Origin of the sequence: Neobacillus bataviensis LMG 21833 (genome assembly GCF_000307875.1) — a bacterium.
Classification (GTDB): Bacteria; Bacillota; Bacilli; order Bacillales; family Cytobacillaceae; genus Neobacillus; species Neobacillus bataviensis.
Window position 1 is genome coordinate 19,479 of record NZ_AJLS01000138.1, and the last position, 21,427, is coordinate 40,905.

Sequence of the window (21,427 nt, forward strand, 5' to 3'; positions counted from 1 at the left end):
ACCATTACCAGTCCTATTTCTTCCGTCTGCCCTCGATTTTTCGAGTAATGTCCTCACCCAATGCTGCTTTTTGCTGTTCAAAGAGCTCCATGAGCCCCTCCTGTGCTGCCTGCAGCAGGCCTTGCAGCTGATCGTAGGAAAATGTCGATTCCTCACCCGTCCCTTGTAGTTCAACAAATTCGCCGCTTCCGGTCATCACGATGTTCATATCGACGTGTGCCTTGGAGTCCTCCGCATAGTTTAAGTCGAGTACAACACCGCCATTTGCCAAGATTCCGACGCTTGTCGCCGCTAAATAATCGGTAATTGGAAACTTTGAAAATGACCTTTTTTCAGCTAAAGCATTCAAGGCAAGTGTCATGGCAACAAATGCACCAGTGATTGACGCCGTCCGTGTACCACCATCTGCCTGTATGACATCACAATCAATCCAAACGGTTCGCTCTCCAATCGCCCCAAGATCGACAATCGCGCGAAGGGCACGGCCAATTAACCGCTGAATCTCCATCGTGCGGCCGGACACCTTTCCCTTCGAGGATTCGCGTATGTTTCTTGATTCTGTTGCCCTTGGAAGCATCGAGTATTCGGCCGTGATCCAGCCTTTGCCTTCGCCTCTCATAAAGTGAGGAACGCGATCTTCAATGCTTGCGGTACAAATGACCTTTGTATTCCCTACAGATATTAGGACAGAGCCTTCTGGATGCATTAAATAATTGGTTTCAATATGTATCGGTCTTAGCTGTAATGGCTCTCTTCCATCAACGCGCATTCAACTTCCCCCTATAAAGATTTTCAAATAAAGAAGAGGCGGCACTAAAGGGCCAACCTCTTTCATTGTCATTATATAGTATAACAAAAAATCTTTTTTTAAAAACTACCTGTATTTACTTTTTCTGGGCGTGTGACCGGCTCAGATAGTTTTTTCCCTTTATCATTTTTAATTTCTGCTTTGCCGTCAACCTGTACAGCCACCTTTTCCACTCCCTGCTGTTCGGTTAAGGAAAGCACAATGGTATCTAGCAAGGATTGTGAAACTTCCTTTTTATCGAAACTGTCATAAATATTCTTATTGAAGTTCAAAGTAACGACTCCATCTTTATATTTTGGTGCCTCAAGCAGTTTTGCGTCATTGACAAACTCGGATACTAGCGTTGATTTTGCGCTAGGCCCTTTAATCAGTTCATTTACGACCGCAGCATATTGATCCTTCTCGGTATTGCTGATCCGGCGAGTGACCGGAACATAGTAGTATGAGTCCTCCTCACCGCCAATATAATAGACAGTGACCGGCTTCGTATTGGCAATATCGACGACATCATTTGTATCAATATTAATCCCTGTTGCTCTTGATAGATTTTGGCTAATCGGGGTGCCATTAACAGGCATTTCCGTCAGTTCATGGCCGTTCATTTGCAGCTTGACAGTTTTTACATTATCAAATTGCGTCAACGTCCAGGTGACCGATTGAAGAATTTTTGCCTCATCTTCCGGCTTGTAATCCTTAAATTCTTTTGAAAAATTAACCGTCGCAACGCCTGTTTCTTTTTTTATGTCAACAGAAAGGGTCGTATCCTCAGGAAGGACAGCTCTAAAGCCATTAGGAATCATGTCTGTCCCTTGACCATTGGCGACTAAATATTCAAGTGCTTGTTTGGCAACTGAAGTTGTTTTCGGCAGGTTTAATGTTTGCGGCACGACATAGCCATCTTTATCAATTAAGTAAAGTTCCGTCTTTATTACGTTTTCCACCTTGCTTTTTTCTTTTGCCGTCGTTTCTTTACTTACCGGTTTATTTGTAACAGTCACACTTTTTGGCGGATCAATTTTCTTTTGCGTTTCACCGCCAAACAATCCACATCCGGAAAGCAGCACGGCTGAACCAAGCATGGTTACACCCAGGATTTTTGCTTTATTTTTAGACACATTAATTCCCCCCTAAGACAGTTTGTACTATCATGTATACGAGCCTTTTCTAAAATTAGACCGCTTTGGAGAGAAAAAAGAACAAATTTTTAAGAGATAAAAAAAAGCCCTATCAAATCGATAGGAGCCTCACTTCATAGTTTTATTTTTTTAACATTGTCCACTGGGATGCCCAGCCACTGCGAGGCAATTTTTGAAAAGAGAGACTTTGAGCCTGTCGTGTAAAATTCATGCTCCGGCTCAACCTCTGATTCGTCTAGTTGCCCGCTGTATTGAAGAATCGCGCTAATTTCACGGGCTGTTTCATCACCTGAACTAATGACATGTACGTTTTCACCCATTACCTTTTTTACAAGCGGTTCAAGCAATGGGTAATGGGTGCAGCCCAAAATTAATGTATCTAAATTTTGATCCAATATTGGTGTCAATGCTTCGTCCACAATCCTCTCAGCAATCGGTCCATTATATTCACCGCTCTCCACTAGAGGGACAAACTTGGGACAAGCATGACTTGTGACAAAAAGCCGGCTGTTTAGCGATTTCAAGGCTTTTTCGTACGCACCACTTTTTACTGTACCTAAAGTGCCGATAATACCAACCCGATAATTCTTCGTCCGCTTGATGGCGGCACGTGCCCCTGGATTAATAACTCCTAGAACAGGGATGGACAATTCCTTACGAATTTCATCAAGGGCGGCCGCAGTTGCCGTATTACAGGCGATAACAAGCATTTTGATATTTTTTTTCAATAAAAAATCGGTCAATTCCCAAGTAAATTTCTTCACTTCATTTTTTGATCTTGGACCATATGGGCAGCGGGCCGTATCTCCCAAATAAATGATTCTTTCATTCGGAAGCTGCCTAATAATCTCTTTGGCTACGGTTAATCCACCGACACCAGAATCTATAACGCCTATTGGTTGTTTCAAACTACTCGCCTCTTTTAACGCATTTCCTGATGCAGTTTCATCAAGCTGGTTTGAAGAAGTTCAACTTCTCCCATAGAGAAATTTTTTAACACTTCCTCCAAGTATACCTGACGTTTTTTTATCACTTCATCTATGATTCTTTTACCTTCTTCGAGCAAATGAATTCGCACTACTCGACGATCACTCGAATCTTTCACCCGCTCAACAAGGAGATTTTTCTCCATCCGGTCGACAAGATCGGTGGTCGTGCTGCAGGCCAAATACATTTTATTCGAAAGCTCGCCGATTGTCATATCACCATCTTCGAACAGCCATTGCAAGGCCACGAATTGGGGAGGCGTAATCTTATAATTACTTAACAATTCTCTTCCTTTTTGCTTGATGATTCCGGAAATGTAGCGTAAATCCTTTTCAATATTGGCAAAAATATCCCCAGTAACTTTTTGCGGATTTTCGAGTTCCATTTATTTAACACTCCTAATTTTAGCTTCTCCTCAAGACCAACAATACTAAGTAAATGATAGTAAGCTTTTCCTTATTTTCACCTTTTTTCGCTAAAATTTCAAGCCGAAAAAAATCCCTGCTGGCCGGAGGAAGAAATTTCGCTTCCCAAAATTCAATCTTCGAAAGACAAGAATCAAATTAGTTTCGCATTCTTTGGAGATATTATAGAATGAATGAACAAACAAAAATCAGTGTTAATACACAACAAAGGTGAGAAAAACATGGTCATCAACATCAGCGATGCGGCATTAAAGTGGTTTCAGGAGGAAGTGGAGTTAACAAAAGGGGATAAAGTAAGATTCTATACGCAAATTTACGGCAGCAGCCCGATCCAAGAAAGTTTTGCCCTTGGGTTTACAGTCGATAACGAACCGATTGATATGTCAGTTAAAACCGAAGTAGAAGGAATTACCTTTTTTATAGAAGGCACAGATCTATGGTTCTTTAATGGACATGATTTGCATGTTGATTACAATCAACAAAAGGATGAAGTGGAGTATAGTTATACAAAATCAGAGTAAATGTTAAAAAGCATCGGTAGTGCACTGTAAACCGATGCTTTTTTAATAGCTACTAAAAAGTGAAACCACTATACCTCTACATACTGTGCAGTTGGCAAAATCACTTCAATCATCGTCCCCTTTTGATCACTCCAAAAATGGATGGTGCCATCATGGTTTTCGACGATTTGTTTAGAGATCATGATTCCGAGTCCAGTACCTTCCTCCTTGGTAGTGAAAAAAGGCTCCCCCAGTCGTCTTAGGATATGTACCGGCATACCGTTGCCAGTGTCTTTAATGAGGAGTTTCACCTTATTAAAACTGTGTTTTTTCAGCTCGATTGTGACGATGCCGCCTTTTGGCATTGCTTCAATGGCATTTTTTAAAATATTGATAAATACTTGTTTTAATTGATTTTTATCACATTTAATCGTGAAATTTTTAGCATTATAGAGCCTTTCAATATGAACCCCATTCATATTCGCCTGGGTATCAAGTAACGTTTTGACACTATCAATAAGCGAAACTAAATCAACTGTTTCAATCTTTAACTCCTGTGGTTTGGCAAGCACCAATAGCTCGCTTAAAATAAGTTCAATTCGATCCATCTCTGACTGGATTATCTCAAAGTACGGTTTATCACTTTCTGCCTGTGCCTCCATTAACTGAAGAAACCCTTTAATTGCCGTTAGGGGATTCCGAACCTCATGAGCAATCCCTGCTGCCAACTGGCCAGCCACACTTAATTTTTCTGAGTTTAGTAAAAGTTCTTGTGTCTTTTTCCGTTCTGTAATATCCCTAATAATAATATGCCTTGCTGGTTTGTTTTGAAAAATAGTAGGAATCCCTTTCACTTCAGCGAAAAAAGTTGTCCCATCCAAACGGATGAGTTTGTATTCATAAAATTCTGTTGCCTCACCATTCGTTACTAGCCTAATTCTTTTTTTGGCAATCTCGTGATAATCCAGATGGATAAGTTCTGAAAGTTCTTTAGTTAATAGATCCTGTTTCGTTGCTGCTCCAAATACTCTTGTACCTGTTTCATTAATAAAAAGAATCTCATTTTCTCTAGCGATTATGACAGCATCAGGGGAATACTCAACAATATCGCGATAGGTCTCTTCCCGTTTTTTCGCTTCTTCTTCTACTCTCGTTCGTTCTGAAATATCTCTAAACACACTGACCACTTCTAAAACATGAAGGGTATCGGAGGCAATAATTGGTTTACATAGAGACTCCATCCAAATAAAAGTCCCATTCTTTTTGCGAATACGGTAGCAGTCCCTTCTATCTTCATGATGACTGAGAGCCTCTTTTCGAATGATAAAAGTCCTTTCGGCATCATCGGGATGGACAAAGGATAGGAAATTTTGTTTGATGACTTCATCGGAAGAATAGCCAAGAATATATTCACAAGAGGGGGAGACATAGATAATTTCTCCCTGCAAATTCGTACTAATAATGAGATCCAATAGGTTGTCCGTTAATACACGCTGCATTTCTTCTATTTTTCTTACTTCTTCTTTCTTTCTTTTCAATTCGGTAATATCCCTTGCAACAGCACAAACCCCTACAATTTGGTCATTTACACAAATGGGGATATTCGTAATATTTAGGTCAACAAGCCCCCCAATTTTGTTTGCCATTTTACAATCAAAGTTTTGGAACTGGCCTAATACGGCTTGATGAAAATGATGGAATACCTTATTGACCTGATCAATCGGAAAAAGAAATTGAAGCTTTAATTGTGTTGCTTCCTCCTCAGCATATCCTGAAATTTTTTCGAATGCCGGATTCCCTTGTACAAGATGTCCTTCAATGTCCATTGTAAAGATGCCGTCTTGGTTAAACGTGAACAATGTTTCATACCTGCTCTTATTTTCATTTAAATAATTGATTAAAAGCATTCTCTTCTCACTTTTTATTGCTTCCACAGGACCGTTCATCTCTCTCTATCAGTTCCTTCCCCCAACGATATTAGTGAAAAAATAAAAAGCCAAGATGAGTAAGACTCCCATCTTGGCTTGTGTCTAGCTCACTACCGCATCAATGTGTTGTTTCCGCTAAAAAATAAGATTCTTTATCTTATAGTTTATTTTAAATATTACTTATAAAACTTTCAAGGGATTTCTACTATTTTCCATAAACTTAAGTAACTTATCGAATTTTGTTTTTAATATGGTTTGGATTTTATGGAAAATTTACTCCATTTACCTTTTACCAAAAAAGATGAACCGGCCTCCAAAAAAGGATGCCGGCCATCATTAAAGTTCTAGTTCTCCCATACGAAGGAGCTCTACAACTGCTTGTGAACGCCCCTTTACACCAAGCTTTTGCATAGCATTTGAAATGTGATTCCTAACTGTTTTTTCGCTTATAAATAATTCACCAGCGATTTCTTTCGTTGTTTTATCTTGTACTAGTAGCTCGAATACTTCTCTTTCCCGTTTGGTGAGTAGCGGCTTGTGATTATAATCATTCTCCTTCAAGTATTGTAACCCTCCTTGCCTTCGCCAGTAATGAATCGTGGGGTGGGTATATATTTAGTCACCATATCTTATGTGAACAATATAAATGAAGTGACTATATTTCCTTGAAGGAGAACGATTTTATAAAAAAAATGCAATTTTTTTCTGATCTTTTGGTAAAGCGAAGCAAAAATTTTATGAAGATTTAAGTTTTGCATAAATAATATACCGTTTTGGGGCATTTCCGACATAGCGGAACGGATAGCAAGTGGTGACAATTAATTCTTCTTGCTGATTTTGTAATGTTATGATGCTTGTATCATCAGACTTCACAATTTTTGTTTTCGTAATTTCGTAAGTGAAGTTCCCATACGGCATTTGCATTTTTAATGAATCACCGATATTTAGCTCACCTAATTTACGAAACACCGTGTCTCGATGACCCGATAAAACAATCTGTCCCTGATCGCCCGGAAAATAGGAGCCTTTGTAATGCCCAACACCCTTTTCAAGATCATCCGGATTGGTTCCTTCAACGATCGCCAGTTCAGACTTAATCTTCGGAATGGTTAGAAGGCCTACCGTGTCCCCCATACTTGGAGGCGGACTGTTTTCAGCTTTCTTTGTTGGCGGTTCTGCCTGCTGTTCGGCGATCATTTCCTTTGCTTGTTTAACAGATGCTTTTGTTTGAAATTTCATATCTGCAAATTGCCAGAGTCCTACACCTAATAAAATGAGCCCTACAAAAATAATCAATAGCGGAAGCTTCGATTTCACTTTTAAAAACCTAACCTTTCGGAAACGACATTATGTTTAAGTATACCAAAGGGATATTTATAGGACTATTGTAAATCATTATAAAAACAGAAAAAACCTTCTTTTCTTAGTAGAAAAGAAGGCTTTTAAGGTTCGCTTTTCCATGTCTAGCTGCAGCGACTAGGCGCTTCCGCTTTTCGATTAATCGCGGTCGCTTCCGAAGAAGTTTCTGAATGCCTGCATGGTAGCATCACGGTTAATGGCAGCGATGGATGTTGTAATTGGAATCCCTTTCGGACATGCTTGTACGCAGTTTTGCGAGTTACCACAGCCCTGCATGCCGCCATCGTCCATGAAAGCATTTAAACGCTCTGCTTTATTCATTGCACCTGTTGGGTGGGCATTAAATAAACGAACTTGGTTAAAGACAGCCGGTCCCATAAAGTTGGTTTTGCTGTTTACGTTTGGACATGCTTCTAGACAGACACCGCATGTCATACATTTAGAAAGCTCATATGCCCATTGACGTTTATTCTCAGGCATACGCGGCCCAGGCCCTAAATCATAGGTTCCATCAATTGGAATCCAAGCCTTAACCTTTTTCAAGGAATCAAACATTCTGCTGCGATCTACTTGAAGGTCACGAACAACCGGGAACGTACGCATTGGTTCTAAACGGATTGGCTGTTCTAATTGATCAACGAGTGCCGAACAGGCTTGACGCGGTTTGCCGTTAATCACCATTGAACATGCACCGCAAACCTCTTCAAGACAGTTCATATCCCAAGCAATTGGGGTAGTGGATTGCCCTTTTCCATTAACAGGATTTTTCCGAATTTCCATTAACGCCGAAATAACATTCATATTCGGACGATAATCAACTTCAAATTCCTCCTCAAAAGGGGCAGAATCTGTGTTATCTTGACGCATGATTTTAAATTTTACTGTTTTCTTTTCAGACATTCTTTCCTACTCCCCTCTCCATTAATGTTTTTTAGTATAATCGCGCTCACGCGGTTTTAGTAACGATGTATCGACATCCGCATAATGGAATTCAGGGGCAGTCTTCGCATCAACAAATTTAGCCATTGTTGTTTTTAAGAATTCCTCATCGTTCCGTTTAGGGAAATCAGGCTTATAATGGGCACCGCGGCTTTCATTCCTATTGTATGCACCAATAGTAATAACGCGGGCTAATTGCAGCATATTTTGTAATTGACGTGTGAATGCTGCCCCTTGGTTGCTCCATTTAGACGTATCATTAATGTTAATGTTTTGGTAACGTTCCAAAAGTTCCTGAATCTTTTCATCTGTTTTTAACAGCTGATCGTTGTAGCGGACAACCGTTACGTTATCTGTCATCCATTCCCCAAGCTCTTTGTGAAGAACATAAGCATTTTCTGTACCACTTAGAGACATAATTCCGTTCCATTTTTCTTCCTGTTCTTTCACATGACGGTCAAACACAGAAGATGATACTGCCTCAGAAGTCTTCTCAAGACCATCAACATAGTTAACTGCGTTTGGTCCTGCGACCATTCCGCCGTAAACAGCAGAAAGCAATGAGTTTGCCCCAAGTCGGTTTGCACCATGCTGGGAATAATCACACTCACCAGCGGCAAAGAGACCTGGAATAGTTGTCATTTGGTCATAATCAACCCATAGTCCGCCCATAGAATAGTGAACCGCTGGGAATATTTTCATCGGAACTTTACGTGGATTATCACCCATGAATTTTTCATAAATTTCGATAATACCACCAAGTTTTACATCCAATTCATGCGGATCCTTGTGTGATAAATCAAGGAATACCATGTTTTCTCCATTAATTCCAAGTTTTTGACGAACGCACACATCAAAAATCTCACGTGTCGCAATATCACGCGGTACAAGGTTTCCGTAAGCAGGATATTTTTCTTCTAAGAAGTACCATGGCTTTCCATCTTTATACGTCCAAATCCGGCCGCCTTCACCACGTGCTGATTCACTCATTAAGCGCAGCTTATCATCACCAGGGATAGCAGTAGGATGAATTTGGATCATCTCACCATTCGCGTAAGTAGCCCCTTGCTGATAAACGATTGATGCAGCAGAGCCTGTATTAATAACAGAGTTGGTTGACTTACCGAAAATAATCCCAGGACCGCCTGTTGCCATGATGACAGCATCAGCAGCGAACGACTTAATTTCCATCGTTTTAAGGTTTTGAACTACAACTCCGCGGCAAACGCCATCATCATCAACAACGGCACCAAGAAATTCCCAGCCCTCATACTTTGTAACCAAACCATCTACCTCAAATCGGCGTACCTGCTCGTCCAATGCATAAAGCAATTGCTGACCAGTTGTAGCACCAGCAAATGCTGTACGGTGATGCTGCGTTCCGCCAAAGCGACGGAAGTCTAGTAATCCTTCAGGAGTACGGTTAAACATAACTCCCATCCGGTCAAATAAATTGATAATAAATGGTGCAGCGTCGCACATCGCCTTAACTGGAGGCTGATTCGCTAAGAAGTCTCCACCATAAACGGTATCGTCAAAGTGAATCCACGGGGAATCCCCTTCACCTTTTGTATTTACAGCTCCATTAATACCGCCTTGGGCACAAACAGAGTGAGAACGTTTTACCGGAACAAGAGAAAATAGCTCTACCGGTGTTCCTGTTTCTGCAACTTTGATGGTAGCCATTAAGCCAGCTAAGCCGCCGCCGACTACGATCACTTTACCTTTACTCATTCGTGACTCACTCCTCAATCCAAAAATACATATTTTTCCGACCCTTAATTATACTAAACAAATGCAACTAGTGTTTGAACGGCAACAATTGCTAGAACCACAAAAACACCAATTGTCACGTATGTAGAAATGACTTGTGAACGAGGTGACACAGTGATCCCCCAGCTAACTAAGAATGACCATAAACCATTTGCAAAGTGGAAAATAGTTGATAGAACCCCCACTAAATAGAAAACGAACATAAATGGTGATGATAGAATATCATGCATCATATCATAGGAAACCTCGGCACCAAACGCTGCTGCTATACGTGTTTGCCATACGTGCCACGCGATAAAAATCAATGTAATAACACCTGATATACGCTGTAATATGTACATCCAGTTTCTGTATGTACCAAACCTGTTGACATTGCTATTAGCGGTAAAAGCAATATAAAGTCCATAGATTGCATGAAAAAGTATTGGTAAATAAATTACTACCGTTTCCAGAACAATCCGGAAAGGCAGATTTCCCATAAAACCTGCGGCCTTATTGAAAGACTCCGGCCCTCCTGTGACAAAATGGTTGACTACAAGGTGCTGCACCAGGAATAATCCGATTGGAATAACGCCTAGGAGCGAATGTAATCTGCGACTAACAAACTCTCGATTACCCGCCATTTTTTTACCCCCCTTTAATTTTTAAAAAATGATGTTAAGCTTCTTCCCTTTTTAAAACCCCTTAAAAGAATTCATAACCTAGCATCACTGTGACAATAATGTGACATGTCCATTTTACTCCCAACAACATAGAGCGTCAAGAAAACGGATACACAATCTTTACTAAAAGCGAAAATTTTTTAAATATATTGATATTATATTAAACTGAAATAATAGGCACTATTAAATTTATTTTTTTCAAACATTTACTTTAATTTCCAACATCTAACTGTGGATTTTTCCGTCCGAAAGGACATGATAATTATGATGATAAATATAGATTTGCTATATCAAAAAAATAATTCCCCTTCAGAATCTGTTTTCTAGAAATCAGTTCTAAAACTTAATCAAAATTGTATATAATAGAATGATAGAAAGAGGGGAAATATGTGAAAGATAGTACAGTCGTCGATGTAAATGTTAATGCACCTGAAGCGCGAACCATTTCAATATTCGGTTACGAGTTAATCAGAGAAATCCTTTTGCCTGAGATTTTAGGAAAAGATACCCCGGAAATCCTCTACTGGGCAGGTAAACGCTTGGCACGGAAATTTCCTTTAGATGATTTTGATCAAGTCATTGAGTTTTTCGCTAATGCCTCATGGGGTCAGCTTGATCTAACAAAAGAAACGAGAGATGAAATCGAAATTGAACTAACAAGTCCTCTCATTGTGTCACGAGTGAAATCAAAGGCAGAGTACTTTTTCCAGCTTGAAGCCGGCTTTCTTGCCCAGCAGATTGAGCTTCAAAAAGAAGCCATCGCCGAAGCCTTCGAGCACCCAGTCAAAAAAGCAAACAAAGTTCACTTCACCATCAAATGGGACACAAAAGACCCCATCAAATAAAGTTCGTATCATTCATTTCCACTATTTTTATCTTATGAAGGGTGTCAGGCACCGTAAGGGTGCCTGACACCCTTTTTACTGTCCAGCTGCAGCGCCTAGGGGCTCGGGGTCATAAGCCAATCAGTCAAGAAGGTAAAGTGCAACCTTCTCGCCTGCTCGTCTTATGCCTGTCGCCCCTGGGCAAGGCGCTTCCGCTTTTCTAACTATTCGCCTAGTTCAAATGCTGCGTGTAGTGCCTCTACTGCTCCAAGCATATGTTTTTCTTCGACGACGGCGGAAACTTTAATTTCAGAGGTGCTGACCATTTTAATTTGGATGTTGTTTGCGGCTAATATTTCAAACATTTTTGCTGCCACCCCTGGATTGGAGACCATGCCGGAACCAACAATTGATACCTTTGCTAATTTATTTTCCGCATCGAGCTGATCATAGCCCAGCACTTCTTTATTGTCTTCTAGTACCTTTAGTGTTTCTAACAAATCATTTGTATGTATCGAGAAAGACAGATTCGCCGTTCCACCCTCTGTTGTACTTTGAATGATAATATCAACATTGAGATGATTCTCCGCTAATGTTGTAAAAATCGTTGATAGGCTTGTTAGTGAATTAGTAAGACCTAAAACCGTGACCCTAGTGATCTCATCTTCAAAGGCAACTCCGCGCACTACTAAATTTTGTTCCATTGTTGCTTCCCCCTCAATGATTGTTCCTTCTGTTTTCTCCATACTTGAACGTACCTCAAGCCGAACTTGATAGTTCTTTGCAAACTCTACGGCTCTTGGATGCAAGACACCTGCACCTAAATTAGCGAGTTCCAGCATTTCATCATACGAAATAGATAATAATTTGCGTGCCGCTTTTACATACCTTGGATCCGTGGTGAACACCCCGGTTACATCGGTATAAATATCACACTTATCCGCTTTAAGCGCAGCTGCTAACGCTACTGCCGTCGTATCAGAACCGCCGCGGCCAAGCGTGGTAATTTCACCGTCCTCTGTGATTCCCTGGAACCCGGCAACAATAACCACCTTACCAGCTGCTATCTGCGTCTGGATTGCCTCCGTATTAATGTTCGAGATTCTGGCGTTTCCATGAACAGGTTCTGTAACGATTCCTGCCTGCCAGCCTGTGAAGGAAACAGCATTAAGTCCTTGTTGATTTAAGGCCATCGACAGTAAGGAAATAGTCACCTGTTCTCCCGTGGATAACAACATATCCATTTCCCGCTTATTAGGCTGCGCGGAAATTTCCTTTGCCAAACTAACAAGGTGATCTGTTGATTTCCCCATAGCCGAAACGACGACAACGACATTATTGCCTCGTTCCGTCTCCTCTTTCACACATGCTGCCACATTTAAAATTCTTTCCGGACTGCCAACGGAGGTTCCCCCGAATTTTTGTACAATAAGCCCCATGATTTTCTTCCCCTTCTTTTAAGTAATACTCTTAATTTTCCCCTTAAACGCAAAAAAGCAATGAGAAGGGCATCTCATTGCTTTAAGAACACGAAAATATAAATTTCCGTACACACAATGTAAGATAGCTCTCCAAGACTAAGGTCTTGACAATCCTGCATTTATTCAATACAGAACCAGCAAAGAAAGAAATGAGACTTCCTTCACTTCGGCGAGCATCCCCTTTCATGATTCTTCCTCGAAGCTCATCCTTCTCAGAACCATTACTATTGAAGCTCGCACCTCTACCTTCACTTTAATACGTAAAAGTGATAGTAAATTAAATTTTCACTCATTATAGCATGTTCTATTTTTTCTGACAATCCTTATGACCGAAGTTTATTAATTAATTCTTCTGCGACATTCACTGGAATTCCAAGGGCTCGAAACTCCTCTAACGTTGCTTCCTTCATTTTCTTAACAGAGCCGAATTCCTTTAACAATTGCTTTTTCCGCTTTTGACCAATTCCCGGAATATCGTCAAGTACCGATTGAAAGGCCGACTTCCCGCGGATTTGACGGTGAAAGGTAATCGCAAAGCGGTGAACCTCATCTTGAATCCTTTGCAATAAATAAAATTCTTGGCTGTTTCGTGGAAGGGGGACGATTTCCAATGGATTACCGTAAAGAAGCTGCGATGTTCGGTGTTTGTCATCCTTTACCAGCCCAGCAAGCGGGATATCCAGCCCTAATTCATTTTCAAGCACATCTCTTACTGTCTCCACATGCCCTTTTCCACCATCAATGATGATCAAATCTGGGAGCGGCAACTCATCCTTCAAGGCCCTGGTATATCTTCTTCTCGTGACTTCGCGCATTGATTCGTAATCATCGGGACCTTTAACAGATTTAATTTTATATTTACGGTATTCCCGTTTGGTTGCCTTACCATCAATAAAAACGACCATTGCCGATACGGGATCCGTCCCTTGGATGTTGGAGTTATCAAATGACTCAATCCGGTGCGGGGTGTAAATCCCTAGTAATTCTCCAAGGTTTTCTACTGCTTTTATGGTTCGTTCTTCATCTTTTTCAATCAGGGAGAATTTTTCATTTAGAGCAATTTTAGCATTTTTAATCGCCATTTTGACGAGATCCTTTTTTTGTCCGCGCTGCGGCTGCAGTACCTTCACATCTTCAAGCAGCTGCTCCGCCATTGTTAGATCCACTTCATCCTGAATCAAAATCTCCTTCGGCTTGAAGTGATTGGCTTTTGTGTAAAATTGCCCAAGGAACGTTAAGATTTCTTCCTCGGGTTCATTGTAGATTGGGAACATGGAAACATCCCGCTCAATGAGTTTTCCTTGGCGGACAAAGAAGACCTGAACACACATCCAGCCTTTGTCTACCGCATAGCCAAAGACATCACGGTCGGTAAAATCGGTCATCGTGATTTTTTGCTTTTCCATAATCGTTTCAATATGAACGATTTTATCACGGTATTCCTTTGCTCGTTCAAAATCTAACTCCTCGGCCGCTGCGGTCATTCTTTCCGTTAACTCTTTTTTTATTTCTTTATAGCCGCCGTTTAAAAAGCGCGCTATTTCATCGGTTATTTGTTTATATTGTTCCTCACTTACCTCATTAACGCATGGTGCCAGGCATTGCCCTAAATGGTAATATAGGCAGACTCGATCCGGAAGGGTAGAACATTTGCGTAACGGATAAATCCGATCAAGAAGCTTTTTGGTTTCGTTGGCAGCTGTTACATTTGGGTACGGCCCAAAGTATTTACCTTTATCTTTTTTTACTTTTCTTGTAATAATAAGCTTCGGATGTCTTTCAGCGGTCAATTTAATAAAAGGATAGCTTTTGTCATCCTTCAGCATGATATTGTATTTGGGATCGTATTTCTTGATAAGGTTTAATTCGAGTAAAAGTGCCTCTATATTTGAAGAAGTAACAATATATTCAAAGTCCTCTATTTCATTAACGAGCCTTAGGGTCTTCCCATCGTGTGACCCGGTGAAATACGAACGGACGCGATTCTTTAATACTTTTGCTTTCCCCACATAAATAATTGTTCCCTGACGGTCTTTCATTAAGTAGCAGCCAGGCTGATCAGGCAGCAGTGTCAGTTTTTGATTGATGATTTCATTCATTTCCGGCCACTCCCATCCGTCTCTTTTTTTCTATCTTATAAAATAGTAATGCAAATGGCTCATAAAGGGAAGTGGGATGTTTTTCTTAAAAAATAAAAAACCTTAACCGGTACAAGCCCAGCTAAGGTTAAATTTTGCATATTCGAAAACTTAAACGTGCTTTTCTAATACACTTGCTAATGCTTCTTTAGGTTGGAAGCCGACTACTTTGTCAACAACTTCTCCATTTTTCATGACCAACAATGTTGGAATGCTCATAACTCCGAAGTTAGCTGCTGTTTGTGGATTGTCATCCACATCAAGCTTTGTGATTTTTACTTTATCGCCCATGTCTGCGTCAAGTTCTTCAAGAACTGGAGCAATCATTTTACAAGGTCCGCACCACGGTGCCCAGAAATCTACAAGGACAAGCCCTGAACCTGTTTCAGCTGTAAAAGTTTGGTCTGTTACATGTGAAATAGCCATTTTTATTTACCCCCTAATAAATACTGAAATACTACCCAGAGTATAACATCGATTGGAATAACACGCTAATAAATTGCTCTACTTGTTATCTTCCCTTATTTTAGGCAAAGTATGCCTAAAAAATATAGAAGCGAGCAGAACTTCCTGCTCGCCCCACGTTTATTATGAATGAACCTTAAGCTTTTTAAACTCTTCTGTTAATAATGGCACCACTTCAAAAAGGTCGCCAACGATACCGTAATCTGCTACTTTAAAGATGTTTGCTTCAGGGTCTTTGTTGATCGCAACAATCACCTTAGAGTTGGACATACCGGCTAAATGCTGAATGGCACCGGAAATTCCACAGGCAATATAAAGATCTGGTGTGACCACTTTACCAGTTTGTCCAATTTGTAAAGAGTAATCACAATAGTCGGCATCACAAGCACCACGTGAAGCACCTACTGCACCGCCTAAAGTTTTAGCCAATTCCTTCAATGGTTCAAATCCATCAGCACTCTTTACGCCGCGGCCTCCAGAAATAACCACTTTTGCTTCACTTAAGTCAACACCTTCACTTGCTTTTCTTACCACTTCTTTAATGATCGCACGAAGGTCTTTGATGTCTACAGAAAGGGAGGAAACTTCGCCAGTTCTGCTTCCATCCTTTTCTAATGGGGCAATGTTATTTGGACGAACCGTTGCAAAAATTAATCCGCTGGTTACAATTTTCTTTTCAAATGCTTTACCTGAATAAATTGGTCTTGTAAAGACGATATTTCCGCCAGCTGCTTCAACAGCAGTTGCGTCGGAAATGAGACCTGATGATAGTTTCCCGGCAATTCTTGGTGCTAAGTCCTTACCAAGTGCTGTATGACCTAAAATAAGTCCTTCCGGTTTTTCTTGGTCAATGACAGCAAGTAATGCTTGGGCATATCCATCAGATGTATATTGTTTTAATTTCTCATCTTCAACAACGACAACGCGGTCTGCTCCGTTTTGGACTAGCTCAGCACCTAAAGCGCTTACAGTTTCGCCAACTAATACACCAACAACTTCTCCGCCCTCTGCAACTGTTTTTGCTGCAGCAATTGCTTCGAAAGAAACATTACGTAATGATCCGTCACGAACTTCTCCTAATACCAATACTTTTCTTGACATGTAAGTTTACCTCCTGAAAAAACAATTTTTATGTGAATTCGATTAAATTACTTTTGCTTCAGTATGAAGTAGGTGAACAAGTTCTTTAACCTGATCATTTAAATCGCCGGATAAAACTTTTCCTGCTTCTTTTTTAGCTGGCAGATAAATTTCAATGGTTTTTGTTTTTGCTTCCACATCATCTTCTTCAAGGTCAAGGTCATCTAATTCTAATTCTTCAAGCGGCTTCTTCTTCGCTTTCATAATTCCTGGTAATGAAGGGTAGCGCGGCTCATTAAGACCTTGTTGTGCTGTAACTAAAAGCGGCAGGCTTGTCCCGATGACTTCAGCATCACCTTCAACATCACGGGTAACGGTTACATTTGTTCCGTCAATTTCAAGCTTGGTAATTGTGGTTACGTAAGGAATGTTAAGCAGCTCGGCAACACGCGGGCCAACTTGTCCTGAACCACCATCGATTGCAACGTTTCCACCGATAATCAAATCTGCATCTTTATCTTTTAAGTATTCACCAAGGATTTTGGCGGTTGTAAATTGATCGCCATTCTCCACATCATCTTCAGTATTGATTAGAACTGCTTTATCTGCACCCATTGCTAGAGCGGTACGCAATTGCTTTTCTGTTTCTTCATTGCCAACAGAAATAACAGTTACTTCGCCGCCATTTGCATCGCGGACTTGAATGGCTTCTTCAATCGCATATTCATCATAAGGATTGATGATAAATTCGGCACCATCCTCATTGATTTTTCCTCCAGAAATTGAAATCTTTTCTTCCGTATCAAAGGTTCTTTTCATTAATACATAAATGTTCATGCTAAAGGTCCCCTCCTACTTAAATTTCGAGCATTCGCTCAGTTTGAAAGATTAAGAAAATTTTTTAGAAAAAATTTTATAAAAACTTCTTAAACAGGAGTCCTGTTTAAGGAAGTTACTCACCATTAAAGTTTGGTTCTCTTTTTTCAAGGAAGGCTTGAATTCCTTCTTTGGCATCGTTAGAAATAAATACTTTTCCAAACAATTCCGCCTCTTTTTTTGTCCCCTCGTAAAACTCTTCTGTTTTTGCATAGTTTAATAATTGAATAGCAGCGCCAATGGAGACAGGGCTTTTCTTCGCAATTTTTCCAGCTAACTTATAAGCCTGTTCTAATACCTCGGTTTCAGGAAAAGCACGATTAGCCAACCCGTATTCCACTGCCTCTAAACCTGTGATAGGCTCAGATGTGAACAGCATTTCTGCCGCACGGGCAACCCCAATATATTTTGGTAAGCGCTGTGTGCCGGCAAACCCAGGGATTAAACCAAGCTGCAGCTCCGGAAGGCCAAGTTTAGCAGTTTCGCTGACATAACGGATATGACAAGCCATGGCAAGTTCCAGTCCGCCGCCAAGGGCCGCGCCATGGATTGCGGCGATAATCGGTTTTGGAAACTTTTCCATGCGGTCAAATAAATCTTGACCAAATTTACCAAGGCTTTCAAACCCTTCTGAAGATGTAACCGTGGTAAATTCTTTAATATCCGCACCAGCAGAGAAAAAGCGTCCTTCACCATGGATGACAATGACACGAATCTCACGGTTTGGTTCAATTTCATCCAGTACCACCGACAATTCCCTTAAGAGTCCTGATGAAAGGGCATTTGCCGGAGGACGCTGAATGGTGATCGTGGCAATACTATCTTGATACGACCATTTTAAATATTCCAAGATTTCTCCCCCTATTCTACTACACCTCTGAATCCGCAGCCATTAATTAAAAGATGATGAACCGGTGAAGCCAATTTAAGCAAATTATACTTTTCCTCGTTCATCACCCATGAGGTAGCGGCTTCATCAATGGTCCCAAAAATCATTTGCCTTGCTAGTCGAACATCGAGATCAGGTGAAAACTCTCCCGTTTCTATGCCTTCTATTATAATTTTATCAATCACCTGCAAATACCCTTTTAAAACATTATTAATGCGGTGCCGCAAATCCTTGTTGGATTGGCGCAATTCCAGTTGGGTCACAATGGCAAGGTGATGATCCTCATAAAGCAAACTGAAATGGGCTTCAATCATCTTTAATAACTTCGACGCCGCCGTCCCTTTTCCTGCTATCATTTGATCTATTTTTTCAATGAAGTTTCCCATTTTTTCTTCAAAGAGTGAGATGAGGATGTCTTCTTTATTTTTAAAATAAAGATAAATCGTGCCATCTGCTACTCCTGCCTGCTTCGCAATTTTCGAAACTTGGGCTTGGTGGTAGCCATTTTCAGCGATGGCAATGACCGCAGCATCAATAATTTGCATGTATTTCGGCTTATTTTTTTTCACATCTATCCCCCCTTTGACAGAAAAGCGGAAGCGCCTTGGCGCTGTAGCTGGACAATTCCCAAAGTTCAATTATGTTAAAATGAAAAATATGAATGAATAATCATTCATATTTTTATAATAGAATTTATCTTCACTTCTGTCAAGAATTTATGCCAGAAACTTCAGCAACCTACTATACTATAGCAGACAAGCCTATATATTCAAAAAAAATTTCCTTAATTAGGCGTGTTTTTGATCTTCTTCCTCTATTTTTCGCTTTTCCTCTTCAACAAGCATTCTTCGTAAAATTTTTCCAACTGCAGTTTTCGGTAATTCATCTCTAAATTCATATAGTCGTGGCGCCTTATATGCAGCTAGATATTTCCTGGCATACTGGTTCATTTCATCTCCTGTGACTGTTGAACCTTCTTTTAAAACAATATACGCTTTGACGGTTTCGCCGCGATAAGGATCCGGAATACCTGCCGCAACTGCCTCGAGCACATCCGGATGTTCATATAAAACCTCTTCAATCTCACGAGGGTAAATATTGTAGCCCCCAGCAATGATCATATCTTTTTTACGGTCGACGACATAAAAATATCCTTGCTCATTCATATAGCCCAAGTCACCTGTATAAAGCCATCCATCATGCAGGACTTCCTTCGTTTCCTCAGGACGATTCCAATAGCCTTTCATAATTTGCGGGCCTTTTATGATAATTTCACCAATTTCTCCTACAGGCATTTCTTCACCTGTTTCAATGGACACAATTTTTACATCCGTATCAGGGTATGGAACACCGATACTTCCCTTTACACGTTCCACGTCCCATAAAAAATTGGAATGGGTGACGGGCGATGCTTCCGATAAACCGTAGCCTTCGACGAGTTTTCCTCCGGTCACTTCCTCAAATTTCTCCTGCACTTCAAGCGGTAGCGCTGCTGAGCCGCTGATGCATGCCTCAATCGAAGATAAATCATACTTTTTTAAATCAGGATGGTTTAATAAACCAATATAAATTGTGGGTGCACCAGGAAATAGGGTTGGACGCTGTTTATGAATCGTTTTTAATGTAGTTAGTGCATCAAATTTCGGTAGTAAAATCATTTTGCATGCCATTTTAATGGATAAGATCATGCAGACGGTCATCCCATAGACATGGAAAAAAGGGACGATTCCCAGCATCGATTCTTCCCCTGGCTTCGCTTTGTATAACCACGCCTCACTCATCAAAGTGTTTGAAAGTAAGTTTTTATGGGTTAACATAACACCTTTTGGCGAGCCTGTTGTACCGCCAGTATATTGCAATAGGGCAATATCTTCATCTGGATTGAATTTGTATTTAGTTAGCTTTTTTGGACTTTCCTTTAAAATTTCCGTCAGTAAATGGGACGATCCCTCGTGTTTTACATTAACGACAATTCCATATTGCTTTTTCTGGATGTAAGGATAGACGAGATTCTTTGGAAATGGCAAGTGGTCTTTGATAGCGGTTACAATAATATGTTGTAAATCCGTTTGCGGCATTACTTTTGAGACTCTTGGGTAGAGGATGTCTAGGGTGATAATGGCTTTGGCTCCGGAGTCCTTCATTTGATACTCAAGTTCACGTTCGGTATATAATGGGTTGGTTTGGACGACAATTCCGCCCGCCATTAAAATACCAAAATAGCTAATAACTGCTTGCGGTGTGTTGGGCAGCATAATCGCGATTCGATCGTCTTTTTTAATTCCCATATTACCCTGCAGGTAACTGGCAAAACGCAATACATCTTCATAAAGATGTTTGTAGGTCATATCTTTGCCCATAAAATGGATCGCAATTTTCTCAGGAAACTTTCTTGCTGCATCTGCTAAGTATTCTTGTACTGGTTCTGAGGAGTATTCAAGTGTGGCAGGAATTTCTTTCGGATAAAGCTCCAACCATGGTTTAGACTCCAACATACATAACCTCCATCTTTTTTGTCTATATAATTATAAAAATTCAAAACTCACTTTTATTATAGTACAGTATTTCACAATAGACAATGAAGAAAAGCGGTAGCAAATTAATGTAAAAAAATGCACCGCTGAATGCATTTCAGCGATGCTTTTTTAAAATTTAAAACACAAAATAGATAATACCAAGCAGCACAAATAAGCCGCATAATCCGATAAGTACCTTTGCTAAAGTTTCCACTTTCATTCTCCCCTTACGATATTCCAGCACCAATCACATATGACAATCCAACTGAGATAATCAGTGAAATCAACCCTACTGCACGGTTATCATTTTGAATTTCTTCATCAATCTTAAATTTTGGCGTTAAAAATTCAAAGATAAAATAGCCGGCAAGTAACAGCACAAAACCGTAAATCCCCCAACCAACCATTTCTAGTAAAGAATTGTGCTCTTCAACCGAAGCGCGGAAAATATTGGCCACACCAAATATTTTCCCCCCAGTTGCCATCGCCACTGCTAAATTTCCCTTTTTAATTTCTTCCCAATTTTTATATTTCGTTACCGCTTCAAATATTGCTAAAAAGACAACCATGCAAAGGATAACCACACTATAATAGGCGGCAATTTGAATATATTCGTTCTCCCAAAACTGATCCATTTTTCG

General features: G+C 40.3%; 21 protein-coding genes and 1 riboswitch. Of the genes, 2 read left to right on the forward strand and 19 right to left on the reverse strand.

Going from position 1 to position 21,427, the window contains the following annotated elements; all coding sequences use genetic code 11:
• Positions 1 to 13: 13 nt before the first annotated feature.
• The 4 genes from rph to BABA_RS21370 form a co-directional block, all read right to left on the reverse strand.
• Positions 14 to 769 (reverse strand): ribonuclease PH, encoded by a 756-nt coding sequence (gene rph / locus BABA_RS21355; RefSeq protein ID WP_007087329.1) that lies wholly within the window; start codon positions 767 to 769, stop codon positions 14 to 16.
• A 98-nt stretch (positions 770 to 867) separates the two neighbouring features.
• Positions 868 to 1,923 carry a GerMN domain-containing protein gene (locus tag BABA_RS21360; protein ID WP_007087330.1) on the reverse strand — a complete coding sequence of 352 codons (1,056 nt, stop codon included), beginning with the start codon at positions 1,921 to 1,923 and terminating at the stop codon, positions 868 to 870.
• A 134-nt stretch (positions 1,924 to 2,057) separates the two neighbouring features.
• Positions 2,058 to 2,852, reverse strand: coding sequence for a glutamate racemase (gene racE / locus BABA_RS21365; protein ID WP_007087331.1), 795 nt, complete (start codon positions 2,850 to 2,852; stop codon positions 2,058 to 2,060).
• Between the two features lie 14 nt (positions 2,853 to 2,866).
• Positions 2,867 to 3,316, reverse strand: a complete 450-nt coding sequence (locus BABA_RS21370) for a MarR family winged helix-turn-helix transcriptional regulator (RefSeq protein ID WP_007087332.1) — start codon at positions 3,314 to 3,316, stop codon at positions 2,867 to 2,869.
• Positions 3,317 to 3,577: 261 nt separating this feature from the next.
• Between BABA_RS21370 and BABA_RS21375 the strand changes: the two genes are divergently transcribed.
• Entirely contained in the window at positions 3,578 to 3,877 is a 300-nt protein-coding gene (locus BABA_RS21375) for a HesB/YadR/YfhF family protein (protein ID WP_007087333.1), read from the forward strand.
• A 68-nt stretch (positions 3,878 to 3,945) separates the two neighbouring features.
• Here the strand turns inward: BABA_RS21375 and BABA_RS21380 are convergent, their stop codons facing one another.
• The 6 genes from BABA_RS21380 to BABA_RS21405 all read right to left on the reverse strand — a co-directional run bounded on the left by BABA_RS21380 (position 3,946) and on the right by BABA_RS21405 (position 10,478).
• Positions 3,946 to 5,802 carry a PAS domain-containing sensor histidine kinase gene (locus tag BABA_RS21380; protein ID WP_007087334.1) on the reverse strand — a complete coding sequence of 619 codons (1,857 nt, stop codon included), beginning with the start codon at positions 5,800 to 5,802 and terminating at the stop codon, positions 3,946 to 3,948.
• Between the two features lie 318 nt (positions 5,803 to 6,120).
• On the reverse strand, positions 6,121 to 6,345 hold the full coding sequence (gerE, locus tag BABA_RS21385; protein ID WP_007087335.1) for a spore germination transcription factor GerE: 225 nt from the start codon (positions 6,343 to 6,345) through the stop codon (positions 6,121 to 6,123).
• Between the two features lie 174 nt (positions 6,346 to 6,519).
• Entirely contained in the window at positions 6,520 to 7,101 is a 582-nt protein-coding gene (locus BABA_RS21390) for a class D sortase (protein ID WP_007087336.1), read from the reverse strand.
• 180 nt (positions 7,102 to 7,281) lie between these two features.
• Positions 7,282 to 8,043: a succinate dehydrogenase iron-sulfur subunit gene (gene sdhB, locus BABA_RS21395; protein WP_007087337.1), complete on the reverse strand. Its 762-nt coding sequence runs from the start codon at positions 8,041 to 8,043 to the stop codon at positions 7,282 to 7,284.
• Positions 8,044 to 8,064: 21 nt separating this feature from the next.
• Positions 8,065 to 9,816 (reverse strand): succinate dehydrogenase flavoprotein subunit, encoded by a 1,752-nt coding sequence (sdhA, locus tag BABA_RS21400; RefSeq protein ID WP_007087338.1) that lies wholly within the window; start codon positions 9,814 to 9,816, stop codon positions 8,065 to 8,067.
• A gap of 53 nt (positions 9,817 to 9,869) precedes the next feature.
• The gene (locus BABA_RS21405; RefSeq protein ID WP_007087339.1) at positions 9,870 to 10,478 is read right to left on the reverse strand and encodes a succinate dehydrogenase cytochrome b558 subunit; all 609 of its coding nucleotides are present in this window, start codon (positions 10,476 to 10,478) and stop codon (positions 9,870 to 9,872) included.
• Between the two features lie 428 nt (positions 10,479 to 10,906).
• Here BABA_RS21405 and BABA_RS21410 point away from each other — a divergent pair, with 428 nt between their 5' ends.
• On the forward strand, positions 10,907 to 11,362 hold the full coding sequence (locus BABA_RS21410; RefSeq protein ID WP_007087340.1) for a YslB family protein: 456 nt from the start codon (positions 10,907 to 10,909) through the stop codon (positions 11,360 to 11,362).
• A gap of 203 nt (positions 11,363 to 11,565) precedes the next feature.
• On the opposite strand, the gene BABA_RS21415 is transcribed toward BABA_RS21410, so the two are convergent.
• The 9 genes from BABA_RS21415 to BABA_RS21455 form a co-directional block, all read right to left on the reverse strand.
• The gene (locus BABA_RS21415; RefSeq protein ID WP_007087341.1) at positions 11,566 to 12,780 is read right to left on the reverse strand and encodes an aspartate kinase; all 1,215 of its coding nucleotides are present in this window, start codon (positions 12,778 to 12,780) and stop codon (positions 11,566 to 11,568) included.
• Positions 12,781 to 12,897: 117 nt separating this feature from the next.
• Positions 12,898 to 13,075, reverse strand: a riboswitch (Lysine riboswitch).
• 70 nt (positions 13,076 to 13,145) lie between these two features.
• Positions 13,146 to 14,921: an excinuclease ABC subunit UvrC gene (uvrC, locus tag BABA_RS21420; RefSeq protein WP_007087342.1), complete on the reverse strand. Its 1,776-nt coding sequence runs from the start codon at positions 14,919 to 14,921 to the stop codon at positions 13,146 to 13,148.
• A gap of 150 nt (positions 14,922 to 15,071) precedes the next feature.
• Entirely contained in the window at positions 15,072 to 15,386 is a 315-nt protein-coding gene (gene trxA / locus BABA_RS21425) for a thioredoxin (protein ID WP_007087343.1), read from the reverse strand.
• Between the two features lie 162 nt (positions 15,387 to 15,548).
• The gene (locus BABA_RS21430) at positions 15,549 to 16,526 is read right to left on the reverse strand and encodes an electron transfer flavoprotein subunit alpha/FixB family protein (RefSeq protein ID WP_007087344.1); all 978 of its coding nucleotides are present in this window, start codon (positions 16,524 to 16,526) and stop codon (positions 15,549 to 15,551) included.
• Positions 16,527 to 16,568: 42 nt separating this feature from the next.
• Positions 16,569 to 17,342, reverse strand: a complete 774-nt coding sequence (locus BABA_RS21435; protein WP_007087345.1) for an electron transfer flavoprotein subunit beta/FixA family protein — start codon at positions 17,340 to 17,342, stop codon at positions 16,569 to 16,571.
• A gap of 115 nt (positions 17,343 to 17,457) precedes the next feature.
• Complete coding sequence (locus BABA_RS21440) at positions 17,458 to 18,231, reverse strand: enoyl-CoA hydratase (protein ID WP_007087346.1); 774 nt, start codon at positions 18,229 to 18,231, stop codon at positions 17,458 to 17,460.
• A gap of 11 nt (positions 18,232 to 18,242) precedes the next feature.
• A complete protein-coding gene (locus BABA_RS21445; RefSeq protein WP_007087347.1) occupies positions 18,243 to 18,839 on the reverse strand; it encodes a TetR/AcrR family transcriptional regulator in 597 nt (198 codons plus the stop codon).
• Between the two features lie 219 nt (positions 18,840 to 19,058).
• Entirely contained in the window at positions 19,059 to 20,765 is a 1,707-nt protein-coding gene (locus BABA_RS21450; protein ID WP_007087348.1) for a long-chain-fatty-acid--CoA ligase, read from the reverse strand.
• A 248-nt stretch (positions 20,766 to 21,013) separates the two neighbouring features.
• Positions 21,014 to 21,421 carry a DUF350 domain-containing protein gene (locus tag BABA_RS21455; protein WP_007087349.1) on the reverse strand — a complete coding sequence of 136 codons (408 nt, stop codon included), beginning with the start codon at positions 21,419 to 21,421 and terminating at the stop codon, positions 21,014 to 21,016.
• Between the last annotated feature and the right edge of the window lie 6 nt (positions 21,422 to 21,427).